This window comes from Anaerotignum sp. (assembly GCF_031981185.1).
GTDB lineage: Bacteria > Bacillota > Clostridia > Lachnospirales > Anaerotignaceae > Chakrabartyella.
In genome coordinates, this window is the sequence record NZ_DALYUL010000019.1 from 26,532 (window position 1) to 42,470 (window position 15,939).

The window sequence follows — 15,939 nt, forward strand, 5'->3', positions numbered from 1 at the left end:
CTGGCTAATTAAAGCTTTTAATCAAAGTAGAGAATAACAACTGCCACCCGTTTACCGTAATAAATAATAAAATTTTAAACGGAAGTGAAATCATAGCGGGAGGGAACATAATCATACCCATTGACATCAGCGTACTGGATACCACGATATCAATTAATAAAAAGGGAAGGAATAACAGGAATCCCATGATAAAAGCTCGCTTTAGCTCGCTTGTCATAAATGAGGGAATTACAACCGTTAAAGGTAAGTCCTCATATTGATCCGAAATTTTTTCCCCAGAAAAATCCATGAACATATCCAAAGTTTCCTTTTCTGTTTGTTTCAGCATAAAGGTTTTCATAGGCACCGATGCCCGATCCAATGCCTCCTGCCCGGTAATTTGCTCATTTTTATAGGGTATATATGCCTCTTCATTTATTTGATTTAACACCGGGGACATAATGAAAAGCGTAAGAAACAAGGCAATACCCACCAAAACTGTATTTGGTGGAGTCTGCTGCATCCCCAGCGCATTTCGCAAAAAAGACATCACAATAATAATTCTTGTGAATGACGTTGTCATAATAACAATGGAAGGCAGCATTGTAAGAACAGTTATCATTAATATCATTTCTAATGATTGAATCTGTCCGCCGTTTATATTGATAAAAGCATCATTCATGATAAACTCCCTCGTACACTAAATACATTTCATCCCCTGTGTTTCCTATGTATTTTTGGATTTTATTTCTTTTTGCCCGGTAAATACTGGGACAAGACTTCCCTAAAGTCGTATTCGCCTTTACTATGAAGCCCTTCCGTAATTTGAAAGGCTTCTTCATCTATATTATCTAATTCTTTAATAAGCCCAACCCCATTGGGGGATAAGGACAGTAAATAATAGTTTTTCTGCACTTTTAAAACAACAACAGATTTATCCTGGGAAATGGATAACCTATCTACGATTTCCATGTGTTGTGAGGCTCTGAATTTCATTGTCTTCGTGCCCACATACTTTGTAAACCAATAGCTCAGAAATAGAATTAAGATGACTGATAGAAAGGTCATAAAAATCATAAAAAAATCTTCAAAAATCAGACTCTCCTCCTGTCTAGCTTACCCCAGTACAGTTGTTACTGTCTTTAAAATTCTATCAGGCTTAAAGGGCTTTACAATGAAATCCTTCGCGCCAGATTTAATTGCCTCAATTACCATTGCTTCCTGACCCATGGCAGAACACATAACCACATTTGCAGTAGGGTCTAATTGTTTGATTGCTTTTAGTGCTCCCAAACCATCCATATTAGGCATGGTAATATCCATAATTACCAAGTCAGGATGAATTTCTGTATACTTCGCAACTGCCTCTACACCATCTGCCGCTTCGTAGATGTCACTATAACCATTTTTTGTCAGTGCATCCTTAATCATCATTCTCATGAAAGAAGCGTCATCCACCAATAAAATTTTAGCCATTATAACCATTCCTTTCTTTTCCCTATCTTTTTCGTTTTTTCTATTGTCATTATCAACTTATATTTTCTTTAAAACCTCTGTCACACGCACACCAAAATTATCATCAACAACAACTACGTCGCCCTTTGCAATACACTGACCATTTACATAGATGTCAACCTGCTCACCTGCCAGCTTATCTAAAACAATCAATGACCCCTTATTGTATTCAAGAATTTCACGAACATTTTTCTTTGTACGGCCAATTTCCACAGAAATTTCCAGTGGCACGCCCATAATTAAATCCAAGTTTTCCTTGCGTTCCTGTTCCAAAGAGCTTTCCCCTCTGCTTGACTCAGCATTTGGCTTTACATTAATTACTTTAGGTTGTGCCGCAGGGGTGTTTACCACAGGCGCATAGCTTGGTTGTGGTGCTGGTGTATTTTCCACCGGCGGTGCAACCACATTATTCTGACTAACCGCACTTTTAACGGGTTCAGGTTGGGTAACCGGAGCGTCATTCTGAAAGCTTTGAGACAGCAATTTTTCAATTTCCTCCTGACTCAGCTTTCCGCCGGAAGAGGTTTTTTCAATGGACGTATCCATATTATTTTGCGTTGCCTCTGCTTTTACCGGCTCAGTCTGGGTATTGCTAGGAGTATCACTTTGAGAGCTTTGAGATAGCAGTTTCTCAATCTCCTCCTGGCTCATCATTCCGCCGGAAGATGGCTTCTCCAAGGGCTCCCCTTCTTGGAAATTTTGATAGTTCATTTCCTGGGTCTCCACTGCAGGTGCAGGTGGTTCAGCTACAGCTTCCTGCGTGTCATCCGGCAAGTCCCCAATTGGAACCCCAAAACATGACAGCAGCTTCCTTGCTAAGTCTACCGTCATTATGTTTAAAAATTCGCTTTCCAAAGAGTCTTCCACTTTCAGTGAAAATCTCACCACTACCATTGGCTGGTCTTCCAATAAGTACTTTTCAGCAAATTCGGCTACCGTATTAATTTCAAACGAGGTGGGTGTTGAAATATTAACAGGTTCTCCCAACAACTCCGCTAAGGCGGTAGAGGATGACCCCATCATCTGATTCATTACCTCGCGTATTGCACTCATATTGATGTCATTAAGCTCAAATTCTTCCTCTGGGATTTCCGCCCCCATCAGGATTTCAACAATCACCTTAACATCGTGACGTTTCAGCAACATGATATTATTGCCGCTTAGCCCCGTAACATAAGTTATTTCCACCGCAACTGCCGGCTCCATATATGTAAATTCAAAGTCTTCTTTGCTTGATATCATTACAGTTGGAACAGTAATATCAACTCTTCTGTCAAGCATCGTTGAAACTGCTGTAGCAGATGCCCCAAGGCTGATGTTTAGAATTTCGCCAATGGCGTCCATCTCTAAAGAGTTAAAAATTTTATTGGCCATAACAATTAATCCCCCCTTTGGCTTTTCCTAGTTCTTATTTATTTCACTTATTCTCACTGCCATATTTTTATTATGAACCCCCAATTTCCCATGGAACCAGATATTGTCCTCAATAAAAACATCAACAAATGAGTTTTGGGGCCTACTTAGATTAATAATATCGCCCTTTTTAAGATCATAAACATCTTGCAACATTACAGTAGCATCACCAATTTTAGCAGTAATTTCCAGATCTGATTCCTTGATGGATTCAAAGATATCTCGTGAAGTATGGTCAACAGCTCCACCAGACGATCTGCTATTGGGAGATTTTTTGTTATCCAGTATCCCAAAAATATTCGTTAGCAATGTACTTGGGATACAAACATTTATTTTGCCTGCAACATTATTAATAACTACCTCAATTACGACAATGACTACAATTTCATCCATCCCAATTTCCTGCATCAATCCGTGGGAGGTTTCAACTTTTTCAATCTCAAAGTCAATTTCAAGATAATTTGCCCATCCATCTTTCATTACACCAACCAAATATTTTGTAATATTCTCGTAGAGTAAAAGCTCTATGTCCGTATAAGCATACTGAGAAGATACATTTTGTGGTTCTTCGCCCTTTCCCCCCAGCATTCGGTCAATCATGCTAAGCATCAGTGGCGTGGTAATATGCATGATAACCGTTCCACCGCTATCTTTACTTAGCAATGATGCATTGATTAGCGTCAATGCATCATTATCTGATAAAGCATTACTAAATTCATGATAACGCTCCTCTTCCACAGTAATAAGAGTAACTTGGCTGGATGCCCTAAGCAAACTGTTCAGTCTGGAAGAAACCAGCCTGCAATAGCTCTCATGGGTGTTTTTTATTATATTCAGTTTGTCCTTCGTGTATTTCTTGGGACTGTAGAAATCATATTTACGGTATTTCTCGCCAGCATCCTCAGAGACTTCTTTCTCAATGCTACCCCCATCAATTACTGATGCAAGAAGTGCATCAATCTGACTCTGGCTTAATACTTCAGACATCTTTTGCGTTCACCCCTGCCATATTCTATTAGGTTCGTTTTTGCTTATCTCTCTCAGATTTCCATAATTTCTTAAAATCAATAAATAGCAACGGAAGATTGAGACATTTAACGATATTCCTAATTCCCCAAAAATAATTATTTTAAGCTTCTTTGTCATCTTCTATTTTTCATCTTAATTATAACAGCTTAATTCTGCGTCTTTGTTTCACCAGTACCATACACTTCATTATAATAGTTATCTAGTGATCTAACAACACTGTCATTTTTGGAAATTATTATCTCAACTCGCCGATTTTTTGCTCTGCTCTCTCTGGTTTCGAAAGAACTGATAGGTCTAAACTGTCCGAATCCAATGGAAACCAGCTTCTCAGGATCAATGATTTTTTTCTTTTGCATATAAACAAGCACTTCTGCTGCTCTGTCTGATGACAAAAATCTATCGCTTTGAATCTCATTTGGTTCTGTAGGACTCGCCTGAGAGGTATGCCCCAATATTTGTATCTCACCAATTGAGTTATTGACGTCTTTAAGGATTTTACACAATTGGTCCAGAACAGTTTTTCCCTCTTGCTTGAGCACATAGCTATCCCCATCAAAAAAGATATTGTTCCTAAACGTAATGAATGTGTACCCATCACCCTTGGTGACTTCAACATCCGCAGAAAGTCCATTCACCTCGACATACTTAGACAATTTATAATACATTTCATCAAAGTCATCTGCAAACTCATAATCTTCTCCATTACCTAAAACATTACCTTCCACATCATAGTTCCCATCGGTTTCCTCTGCGTTTTCAACAATCTGACTTACTTCCGCATCTGTTGGATTAAAGCTTTTTACAATCATTTTCCACTTTGCACTATCAACAGATGATATTGAATAGAGCAATACAAAGAAACATAGGAGAAGTGTCACCATATCACTATAGGTGTTCAGCCATTCGTTAGAAACGCCTCCGCTCCTTTTTTTCTTCATTGTCTTATCCTCCTTTGTACTTCGTCGCCGCCTATGCTTAATTTGAATTATTTTCACAAGCATTCATCCTTTCAAATTCGGTGGATTGGCGAACGTCAAACGATTACAGTTCGTAAATTGTTTCTTTCTTTTCCCATATGGAGGATGTTGCTAATTCCTTGAATTCCCTATACACAAAAAAACTTATGCAGTTTCCAAGCCTCCGAAACGCTGAATATCGATAATTTTTATTCTTCTTCTTCTGCTGATCCGCCCTTACCTTTTTTCTGTTTTTTGGTTTTTTCATATTGTGGTAAATAAGCAATTAGCTTTTCTTTTAAGAAATTTGGATTTTCACCAGCTTGGATTGCCAAAATTCCTTCAATGATAATCTTCCTGCACAAGTACTCTTCGTCGCTGCGCACCTGCAATTTCTTTGCAATTGGCATAAAGAACATATTTGCCAGCAAAGAACCATAAAAAGTTGTAATCAATGCAATGGCCATGTTTTGACTAATTCCGTCTGCGCCCTGATCCATATTCATGGATTTTAACATATTAACCAAACCAATCAGCGTACCCACCATACCAAATGCCGGTGCATAGCCTGCACCTTTTTCATAAAATTCGATAATCTCACTGTGTCTCTCTGAAATATAATCCAATGTGTTATTTAAAATTTCATTTACCTGCTGGGGTGTGGTCGAATCCACAATCAGCATCAAACCTTCTCGAAAAAAGGGATCTTTCATGGTATTTGCCTTTTCTTCCAATGCAAGAAGTCCACTTTTACGGGCAATAATCGCCAACTCATATAATTGATCTATGAATTCCATAGCATTATATGGATTTTTTAACAATATCTTAAACTGCTTGGGTAGCTGTTTTAGCACCCTAGCAGGATAACTGGCAATTAAAGCAGCAAAAGTCCCACCAATTACTATAAGTATGCTATTCGGATCCCAGAAGTTCCCAAGATCTTTTATGCCAATGCCGTAAAGAACAAGCACCATGCCTGCTATAATCCCTATGAACGTTGTTAAGTCCATATTGCGCCTCCAAAACTATTTTTTCAAAATTATCTCGATTTTAAGCATCTTGATTTAAATTCATGGTGTGTATTGCTGATAGATATTTAATACTTTTTTCAATGATCTCATCCGGTGTTTCACGCACTATATAAAAGCTTAAATTATTAAGCAGTATTTTTGATTCCGGAATACACTCGATCGCAATTATCTGCTCACAATTTAAAACAAATTTTTCTCCGTTAAGCTTTGTTAATTTTATCATCTTATCCTCCTGAGATGTATACATTCAGTGCAGCAATTCCCTAAAACGCTGATAAAATATAGCCTGTTGCCCAACGCCAAAGGTCTTTTCAAGTTTTCCAAGCACTTCTAACTTAACATACGTAATACGTTTGTAAAGCAAAGAATTTATAAACCCATTTAACCAATACCCCATAAATAATAGTCACTTACAAAATCATATTTGTTTTTAAAACTCGCTTTAAGAGTAGTAAACCGCAGCCCAAATGGCAGCGGTCTGTACTCTAATAAAATTATCGTTTAATATTTACAAGCTCTTCAAGCATTTGGTCTGTAACAGTGATAATTCTTGTATTTGCTTGAAACCCTCTCTGTGTTGTTATCATTTCAGAGAATTCCTTTGCTAAATCTACATTGGACATTTCCAAACCAAAGTTCAAAATTTTTCCTGTTGTGCCTTCGCCGGGCTTATATGGCACAATAAAACCAGTGTTTTCACGGATGGCATAGTATGGCCCCTGTGTTTTCTCAAGGGCATTGGGGTTTGGCACATTTGCGATAGCCAACATACCAACACTAACTGTTTTGCCTGCGGAATCGGTACCGGTAATTTCGCCCGTTTGGGAAATACTAACACTGTTCAGCTTCAAAGGTGTTCCCGAGCTATCTCCAGGAGGGAGAAGCTTACCATCTTTGTCAACATATGGAACTTGGATTGGCTGAAGCGTACCCTCATCCAATGCACCATCTTTATACATAAATCCATAAATTACATTCCCGCTGCCATCAACAAGAAACCCATCACCATCAAAGTTGAAGTTACCCACTCTTGAGAGGGTATACTTAGACATTTCCTTAGACATTTCCTTGGGGTCAGTCTTAATCTCAGTTTCACCATTCTTTTGGCCTACAATGAAAAATCCTTGTCCATCAATCATACAATCCATGGAGCTGTCAGTTGGTGCATAAGATCCACTGGAAAACATAAGGTCAATGGTTCCCACCTGAGAACCATAACCAACCTGAGAAGGGTTGGAACCGCCAAAAACATCATTTCCGCCACTGGAGGAAGCTGTTGTTTGATAAATAGATTCCTTGAAGGTTACTCTCCCTGCTTTGTAACCGTATGTATTTACGTTTGCAATATTATTACCGATAACATCCATTTTTTGTTGATGTGCACGGAGCCCTGCAATTCCTGAAAACATTGACTTTACCATAACTATGAAATCTCCTTTCGCATTGCTATCGAATTTAAATTATTGAGCAACTCAACTCTCATTGCTTTTTGGCCTCTCTCTGACTTTCGAACGACTTAATCGCTCCCTGACCCTGACCCTGTTCCATCTCCGGTAGTAGGCTCAGTAGGTTCTTTTTCAGGAAGTTTTCCAACAGCCATAATAGCTGATAATTTGTAACTTTTCCCATCAACAAATACAACCTGTTCTCCAGAATACATGCCCGTTGCAGTAACCGGTCCATAAACTTCTGTTATCTTTCCACCGCTACCTATCTGAGCTACAGTTACATCCTTCCCTACCAGAGAAGCTGCATAAGAAATTAATGAAACATTTGTAATATCAGAAATTGACTGTATTGTAGACATCATGATCATCTGATTCATAAACTCACTTGTGTCCATAGGATTTGTCATATCCTGATTTTGCAGTTGGGCTGCAAAGAGTTTAAAAAAATCATCCATATCCAAAGTGCTTTTCCCCGTTGCTTTACTGGTCTGCTCACTATTGCTGAGCTTTTTGGCAGACCCGGTGGGGATGTTTGTCATATAATTATTAACAGAAGCCACGCTTACACCTCCATCGTTTCAATATTTTCAATACCTATACGTAGTTTCTGTGCAAAGTCCAAATCTGATTGCTCTTGCTCTTTATTTCTACTGTTGGAATCCCCTTGGTATTGTCCCTGACCTCTTCCGTCAAAATTTTCACGGTTCGCATTTTGTCCTTCTGCTTTTTCGTAGGAAATATTAACATTCGCTTCCTGCATCAGGCTAGATTGAACCACCTTTGACAAAGAATCCAAATTCGAAGATAGCAGCGCTCTTGTGCTCTCGTTGCTGCAATTTAATGAAACGGAAATCTTGCCATTCTTCATGGCAAATTCCACAGCAATTTCGCCCAAATCCTTAGGGTTTAGCTTGATGCTGACCTTTTGAATCTCATTGTTTACTTTCTCAACCACCATATTTCCAATTTCTTCAGCAACCTGCTTCCAAGAGTTGTCTAAAGAGGGATCTCCAACTTTAATCATCACTACAGAATCATCGGCACCTTCAGGTCTTAGTGGTTTTAAGTCAGTTATGATAGAACTGTTTTCCATATTCCCTGTTTCCTCAGAGAAAGCGCCTTCCTTATTCTGCTCCTTCGGGAATGCGCCTTGTTTTATTTCAACCGCCTCATGAGGATTGTCTACCACAGCTTTCATTGTGACATCCTGTTTTAGCAAGGGTATCGTACCATCATCATGAGTAGCATTTTCGCTCACCGGTTGCGCCGCATATTCAAGCGGAACAATTCCCCTTGTTTGTTTTCCCTCAATTCCCATTGCATCAGGAATTGTTTGCAAGCCTTCCATATTCACTTCCTGTATTCCTTTTTGCATATCTCCTTGCGCCGTTGCCTGAGTGTCTACAGGGGCTTCCTCTTGTGCTGGAACCCTGACCAGTTTTGCCAATTGAATTGGGTCAAGAATAGCTGTAGATGATGCAATGTATGCAGCTAGCTGGTTAACATTGTTCCCATCATCCTTATCATTCTTAGTTGCCCCTTTGTCATCAGTTACATCCTTGTCTTTGTTTGTTTCCTTTTGCCTCTGTGTTCCTTCATTGCTTGCATCCTTCAGGTCCTTCTTCGTGTCACTCGCCTGACTTCTGGTTTCAGGGGATTTCCTTGATGTTACATTTTTTATCATGTCTTTAAAGCTATCCTCTGATTTGCCGCTCTTTGGCTGTACTACCATTTTACTATTTTCAGAAATATTCAAATTTACTGAAACAGACGTAGTATTCAAGCAATCACCCCCTTAAACATAATGACTTACCCCATTCTTATCAATTGAAACTTGTAAAATTACGCTTTACGTCTATCTTTTTATATTTTATAACTTCCCTATACAGATAAAAATTTTATGGAAAGGGAAGCTTTTATTCGCTTTTTCTGCAAATCCATGACCAAATAATTCATAATTCCTATGATTTATAGATACTTCCCAACCAAAGTTACATCCATACCATAAAATTACATTTTCTAATAAATACTTACTTCTATGCATACATCGTCAATATATGCCAAATTCAGCTAATAACATATCTATAGTAGCATAATGCCCCCTCTTTTTCAATAGAAAGGCCTCTCATTTAATAATTAGTTTTTGAATATTTATTATCTAACCACAAGGGTTTGTTATTTGTTCCTTCCTATATAATTCGTTCTCCATTTTTATACAATAACATCACGAATAATACTAAAAAAATGCATTTTTGTATTAGTAAAAATACCCTCAAGCATTCATAAACTCAATGGTAAAACGTCAATTTGCTTGAAATCAAGGCTTTTTCAAAGATTTCACGAAAAATAACATAATATTCGTTTGACATCCCATCTTAATCCATGTAAAATATACATTGCAGTTTGTGCACTCTTAGCTCAGGGGATAGAGCGTTCGGCTCCGGACCGAAAGGCCGCAGGTTCGAATCCTGTAGAGTGCAGAAAGAAAAGCCCAAGAAACTATGGTTTCCAGGGCTTTTTTCTTTTTTTAAAAGCATTCATTCCAATTGCTTGGTGTTTATTTTATATTTCACTGTTCATTCTCAACCGCAAGCAAATAAAACTTTATATTTCTTTCCACAGCTTCTTAAACCTATGTAAACTTCCACCCACATTTTCTAAGCCTAAACCCTGGTTCTACTGAAATAAAAAACAGGCAGACAATTAAATTTGTCTGCCTGAAAAGAACTTTTGTTTTGTTGAGGACTTCCAAAATCCAGCACTCTTGTTCCTCTTAAGAAATAAATTGCTGTGTCCAATAAGAATTGGCTCTAATTTCGCCCTCTATTTCCTTATCCACAAATTTCATATACAGGAATCCTGCAATATTTGTGTTTTTATCAGATAACGCATAAGGGAAGTTAATAACCGAATTATTGTAAATACCACTAAATTTTATGGTAACAGAGGTTAATGCCCTTTCACCTGAATCTGTACTTGCTGTTTTATAAGATATTACTTCAAGTTTCATATTGCCTGAATCTTCATTTTCAGCAAGCCCAATCTCCAACCCCTCTTTGAACACAGTAACATCCAAAGGCTTTAAAGCCGCCTCTTCCTTAGGCAGATAGAACATTGGCTCAGAGAAAGTTAAGGTCAGCGTACCCTTATACGGTGTTTGTGTATAAATATCACCGTAGTTTGTAATAACTGTATCTGCAATTACAGTAGGTTTAGATTTATCCGCAGGTGTAATATTGATTACCTTAATAATAGAGGAATCGCCACCGCCAGCAGGACTTTTTGCCACTGCATAGAAATTGTAGTATACGTTTCTTTCTATGTTATTAATCGTAATGGTAGCTCTTGCTAATGTGTCTCCCTTACTGATTTTTGCCGAAGCAGAACCAAAATCAATGGGTCTGTACGCAATATTTTCCTCCCGCTTTCGGATAAAATCGCCGTTAATTATCGTTTCCAACGGCATGGACTGCTTATTAAACACAATCCAATCAATATCCGCTTCCTTATCAAGGGCAATATCAATAATTGCAGAATTCTCCAACCGATCCCTGATATATGCACTATCCAGCTTTGGAGGTGCAACAGACACTGTAGTAAATTTTATTTCTTTCATTGCAGAGGTTGCCGCTGGCGTTCCCTTCAAGAAGCAATACATTACATAATTCACATTGGGCTTTAGGCCTTCAATTCTAAACTCGTACTCTGTCTCTGCGCTTACAATAGGAAAGCTGCCATAAACCCCATCTTGCGGTTTGTAAGTTCCATTCATAATACCATCAGCAGTAGGGTTTACCACTGTTCCCTCTTTTGCAATCAGATAATAGAAGGTTGACTGCTTTGTTACCATTACCAATGGACGAATCAGCGTGTCCCCAATCTTGCTCGCCCCTTCGGCACTTACAAGGGCAGGATAACCTATTGAAAATTCAGGAATGATAGTGTCTGTAAAATAAACCTTCACGCTGAAGTCTTTCGGATAGTTTACAACTGTTACCTTTCCTGCACCAATGGCTTCCGTAAGTCGCTCCGTAGGATTATCAGAAACAGGGCTTAATGCAGAAGTGCCCCCGATAATGCACTTAACGCCAAAAATAACTGTGCTGGACCATCCTTTTTTCACTGTATCTCCATTGATAGAAACTATCTTTATTCCATATTCCGTCTGCTTTAAATCTTTAAATCTTTCATAGTTATACTGATTATCTTCATCAGGGTCACTAAAAATCTTATCCTTTATATTCTGGAGTGAAACAGACTTACCTTTTTCCACGATAACTAAACTCTTTCCTCCAGAAGTGATTTTTGTAAAGCTTGAACTTCCCTTAGGTTTTTCATAAACCTCAAAGCCAACCTTTTCGTTGCTCTGGAACACAATGTCATAAAAAATATTATCGTTTGTTTCTGTAACCTGAGGTGTCAGCTCAAAGGACATGTCTATATCCGCCGAGGAAACCGTCTCCATGATCTCTACCATAGGGGCCACAGTATTAAAGGAAGGCAGAAGCGTTTTCTCATCCATTCTGTTTCCCGAAGTATCTGCAATTTTATTCAACTCAAATTCATATGCATTACCGCTATTTAATTCCAGAATTCCTTTAGGGAAGGTAACCACAGTATTTCCATCAATGTCCTCTACCAGAACCTTAGAGAAATCAATTGGAACCACAGGCCTTCTTAATGCAGACATGTCATACAAAGTAATATTCTTCTCAAGCTCTGATTTATCCAACGTAGAGAGCTTTTTCTTTGTAGCATTATCCACAACCTCTTCACTGAATTTGATACGAATTTCACTTCCTGCAACCACATCGCCGCTAATGGTTTCTTCAAACTCTAATACAGCTTTAGGTGCAGTGAAGTCAGCTGTTTTTACATCCATGTAAATTACATTGGAAATATTATTAAAACTGTCTTGCGCCACAATATAAAGGTTATATGGCGTTTCCGCCGCCAATCCTGTGATGCTGATTTTTCCTTCTGTGTTTTGTCTCGCTGTCACCTTACCATTTTTTAAACCACTGTTGCCCAACACAACCTGATTTTTCGCCTCATCGGAATCCAGTGTTGGTTGCACGCCCCCCGGAGTAGCAGGAAGGGGGAAGGTATCACCTTTTTTGCACAAAACATAGTAAATCGTTGCATTTTCATTCACTTTATACTTGACATCCAAAGATTTATCCGCCACCTTGTCCAATGTAGGATACCCATTGGCAAAAACGGGAGGCGTTAAATCTGCCGTCTGAATTTGAAGCTTGGTAACTGCCGAGCTTATCAGATCATCCGTAACAAGGATATAAAAATCGTACTCAGCAAACTCTTTTAATCCATCTACCGTTAAGACTTTTTCCTCATTCTTCTTGCAATCTTCCAGAATGCCCATATTTGTGGCACCAGAAATCACTTGTGCTTTCAAATTCACTTCCGTGGGTGCAATGCTCCCCTTGGGAAGAATCGCCCAATATGCTTTACAATTCTTTGTAACATTCACTGCAATGTCCGCAGATAAATTCCTAATAGACTGAACTCTGGGATAGCCTGTAATAAAATCAGGCTTAGCTTCAATGGAAACTTTTTTAATTTCTGATAAATTTCCACTTTTATCTTGAGCAATAAAATAAACATCATACTCCGATTCAGGCTTCAAACCGGATAATTTGATTAAGCTCACCGTATCAGCTTTCATATTGGAGGACTTGCCAGTCTTTTCCGCACCTTTCCCTTTAATTACCTGCTGTTTCGCATCGTCAGAGGTAATGGGAGGTGCGTCAGCATCAGGCCGTTCCTTCACAGGGAAAGAAGTACCGCCTTCATAAATTGCATAATAAACAAGGCCCTCTTCGTTCAGGCTAACACTAATTTCAGAGCTTGTTTTATCCGTAGCCGTAATTTTAGGATAACCTAAGTTAAACTGTGGCGAGGTAGCATCCGTTGTGTTAAAGGAAAGTCTTGTCACTGAAGATTCATTGGTACCATCGGACAACAAAATATAGCAATCATAGCTGCTTAATTCCTTCAAGCCTGAAATATCAAGGGTTCCTCCCTCATATTTCAAACACTTCGTTTTGATACCATTTTTTACTGCTCCATAGAGTTTTTGGGATTTAAGCGCCTTTGCATCCGGCGCGGGATATCCCTTTTCATACACTGCCCAATACATATCACTGTCTTTTAAAGTAACATATTCAATGGCAGCTGCCACATCTGTAACCGTCTTAATTCGAGGATATCCGGATAAGAAGCCGGGCTTGCTGTTATCCATTGTTGTAAAATAAGCCGTTTTTCTGGCACTTGTATCATCTCTGTCATCCACCAAAACTGCTGACAACGTATACTCCATGTTCATTTCCAAGCCTGTTATTCTTACAGTATATTCCTTATCGGACTCCACCGGGATAGAACCATTTTTCTTGATCTCTGTATTATATTTTCCAGGCTTAATCAGTTCATCTACGCTGGTTCTGCCGTCCTCATAGCGAGTAACTGCCCAATAGATAGTGCCAGGCTTATTCGTTTTAAATTTGGCCACTGCATCAGTGGGACCAACATCTTCCATTTCCGGATAATCCACTAAAATTTTAGGGCCGGAGGATGCTTCATTTGCATCCTTGCTAGACATGTTTTTTCCTTTTATATTGGCGGTTAAGCCAGGCCTTACCTCTATATCGTCAGGTAGCATTTCAACCTTACTGCCCGCAGAGTTTACTTTTATATATCCAATTTCTCCAGTACCGGAAATATCCACACCTACATCCAAATAAGCACCGTCTACATAGGTATTGCTATCTAAAAAAACCTTGCTGTTTACAGCCTCTTCATCAATCACCAGGTTTTTCACGGTATCCTTGTCCACATACAAATTGTTTTGGGGCCCCTTTACTGTTACCTTATCGAATAGTCCTGCCAAGTGAAGCTCCGTTTTTGCAGGCCCATTTAGCACAACATTCTTGAAACCGCCGCCCCTGCTGGCCATTTCCTCTAGATATGCATTGGTCTTAACCAACGTTTCATCTACAATTGTGTTTCCATTTAACTTAATAGACTTAATGGTACCTTTTGTATCAGGAACAATAAGGTTGGTAATGGTACAGTCTGTAAAGGTTATACTACTTTTACCCGCCTGGCTTTCCCCTGTTCCGTTTACAATCACATCACCCATAACAAGAACATTGTCAAAAACTGTGCTTCCAAGGCCAACGCCCCCCGTAATATAAAGGTCTCCCCTAATTACAGTATCCTTTAGGGTGACCCCAGAAGCAGCTATGGTTACATTACCATTTTGGGTACCTAAAGTTCTTGTTCCAGAATGGTTTACTAGCTCACCCACAGCATCTGTTAGTACCTTAGCCACTTCAGCTCTTGTGATATTATTCCCCGGCTTAAAGGTATTGTCCCTATAGCCCGAAATAAATCCCTTTGATGCCGATGTATTTACAAAGCCCCTACTCCAGTTAGCAATACTGTTGTTGTCTGAAAAAGAAGAGGATGCTGTGGGCATTTCCTCAATTTGTAGGTTTCTGCCCAATAAAGCAATGGCTTGCTCTCGGGTCAGCAGACTCTTGGCATTGGCCGTTCCTTTTCCATCACCTGAAAAATACCCTTGGTTATAGGCAATGGCAATATCCTTGGCATACCACTCAGTCCCCTTAATGTCTTTGAAGGGAGTCTTTCCCGCTTTTGTATAGCCGAAGGTACGGTTAATAATCGAAATAAATTCTGCCCTTGTGATTGGCTTATCTGGATTCATATTCCCGTTTTTATCCCCACTCATAAGCCCGCGGTTATATAAATTACGCATAAAAGATTCTGCCCAATGGTTTTCAATTCCCATATTAAACGAAGCTGCATATGCGTTTTCCGTATGTACAAAGCTAAAACTCGTCACAGTCATGGCTACAGTCAAGGTCAGTGCGGCCATTCGCTTCATTTTACTGTGCAACGATTTCTTAAACTGCATCATTTTCATCCATCCTTTTTCGTCTGTAATTGATTGCTTGTATTTTAAACACACTTGCCCTTAACAAGCATTCTTCCGTTCTTAACAGACCAAGAAATTCGCATCCGTAGGCAAATTGATTATAATTCGACTCCTCCTTGCGTAAAATCTTGAACTTCACCAAAAATGGTATATCTAACCAATTGGCCAAAAACTCATACTCGTTATCCTTACTCAGTTCTTCCTTACAAACAATGCACATGCCACCACAACTTAAATCCCGAAGTTGAACCTCAACAGGAATATCCTTCTCTTCCTGGGTGTAGAAAATCGTTGTTTTCATATCTACCTCAACCCGAACATCTCTATGTAATAATGGTGCCAAATTTCTTACTTCCTGTAAATGAAGTTTGCCATAGGAAATTTCAGAGATGTCAGCATCGAAAATTTGATTAAACTTATCCTCCACCTGAAAAACAACCTTATCTCCTATATGAAACTGATTTAGCGTAACCTCTTCATAGGGAACCAAAAAAGTATCATCACTCCCCAAAAAACTCAAATCCGCATAATCAATTAAATTATTTCGTTCGTCCAGTAAAATACACTTAATTGACATTGTCTATCCCTCC

The 15,939-nt window shown here is 39.0% G+C and carries 13 protein-coding genes and 1 tRNA gene; 1 reads left to right on the plus strand and 13 read right to left on the minus strand.

The genetic code is table 11. The features are described 5' to 3' along the window. Positions 1–4: 4 nt before the first annotated feature. The 11 genes from fliP to RTK36_RS11455 form a co-directional block, all read right to left on the minus strand. Complete coding sequence (gene fliP / locus RTK36_RS11405) at positions 5–661, minus strand: flagellar type III secretion system pore protein FliP (protein ID WP_312047338.1); 657 nt, start codon at positions 659–661, stop codon at positions 5–7. Between the two features lie 62 nt (positions 662–723). Further along, positions 724–1,056, minus strand: a complete 333-nt coding sequence (locus tag RTK36_RS11410; RefSeq protein ID WP_312047340.1) for a FliO/MopB family protein — start codon at positions 1,054–1,056, stop codon at positions 724–726. A 39-nt stretch (positions 1,057–1,095) separates the two neighbouring features. Then, complete coding sequence (locus RTK36_RS11415) at positions 1,096–1,455, minus strand: response regulator (protein ID WP_312047342.1); 360 nt, start codon at positions 1,453–1,455, stop codon at positions 1,096–1,098. A gap of 57 nt (positions 1,456–1,512) precedes the next feature. Further along, positions 1,513–2,868 (minus strand): flagellar motor switch protein FliN, encoded by a 1,356-nt coding sequence (gene fliN / locus RTK36_RS11420; protein ID WP_312047344.1) that lies wholly within the window; start codon positions 2,866–2,868, stop codon positions 1,513–1,515. Between the two features lie 27 nt (positions 2,869–2,895). Next, complete coding sequence (locus RTK36_RS11425) at positions 2,896–3,894, minus strand: flagellar motor switch protein FliM (protein ID WP_312047346.1); 999 nt, start codon at positions 3,892–3,894, stop codon at positions 2,896–2,898. A 188-nt stretch (positions 3,895–4,082) separates the two neighbouring features. Next, a complete protein-coding gene (locus RTK36_RS11430) occupies positions 4,083–4,874 on the minus strand; it encodes an OmpA/MotB family protein (RefSeq protein WP_312047348.1) in 792 nt (263 codons plus the stop codon). 227 nt (positions 4,875–5,101) lie between these two features. Then, positions 5,102–5,902, minus strand: a complete 801-nt coding sequence (locus tag RTK36_RS11435; RefSeq protein WP_312047350.1) for a motility protein A — start codon at positions 5,900–5,902, stop codon at positions 5,102–5,104. A 40-nt stretch (positions 5,903–5,942) separates the two neighbouring features. After that, positions 5,943–6,146 carry a flagellar FlbD family protein gene (locus tag RTK36_RS11440; protein ID WP_312047352.1) on the minus strand — a complete coding sequence of 68 codons (204 nt, stop codon included), beginning with the start codon at positions 6,144–6,146 and terminating at the stop codon, positions 5,943–5,945. 271 nt (positions 6,147–6,417) lie between these two features. After that, positions 6,418–7,344, minus strand: a complete 927-nt coding sequence (locus RTK36_RS11445) for a flagellar hook-basal body complex protein (RefSeq protein WP_312047354.1) — start codon at positions 7,342–7,344, stop codon at positions 6,418–6,420. 95 nt (positions 7,345–7,439) lie between these two features. Next, positions 7,440–7,931 carry a flagellar hook assembly protein FlgD gene (locus RTK36_RS11450; protein WP_312047356.1) on the minus strand — a complete coding sequence of 164 codons (492 nt, stop codon included), beginning with the start codon at positions 7,929–7,931 and terminating at the stop codon, positions 7,440–7,442. A gap of 2 nt (positions 7,932–7,933) precedes the next feature. After that, the gene (locus RTK36_RS11455) at positions 7,934–9,154 is read right to left on the minus strand and encodes a flagellar hook-length control protein FliK (protein ID WP_312047358.1); all 1,221 of its coding nucleotides are present in this window, start codon (positions 9,152–9,154) and stop codon (positions 7,934–7,936) included. Positions 9,155–9,778: 624 nt separating this feature from the next. On the opposite strand from RTK36_RS11455, the gene RTK36_RS11460 reads away from it, so the two are divergent. Then, positions 9,779–9,851 (plus strand) — tRNA-Arg (locus RTK36_RS11460). 293 nt (positions 9,852–10,144) lie between these two features. Here RTK36_RS11460 and RTK36_RS11465 read toward each other — a convergent pair. Together RTK36_RS11465 and RTK36_RS11470 are read right to left on the minus strand one after the other, a co-directional pair. Continuing rightward, positions 10,145–15,331, minus strand: a complete 5,187-nt coding sequence (locus RTK36_RS11465) for an S-layer homology domain-containing protein (RefSeq protein ID WP_312047361.1) — start codon at positions 15,329–15,331, stop codon at positions 10,145–10,147. Then, complete coding sequence (locus RTK36_RS11470) at positions 15,318–15,926, minus strand: PilZ domain-containing protein (protein ID WP_312047363.1); 609 nt, start codon at positions 15,924–15,926, stop codon at positions 15,318–15,320. Before RTK36_RS11470 ends, RTK36_RS11465 begins: the two co-directional genes overlap by 14 nt. Positions 15,927–15,939 lie beyond the last annotated feature (13 nt).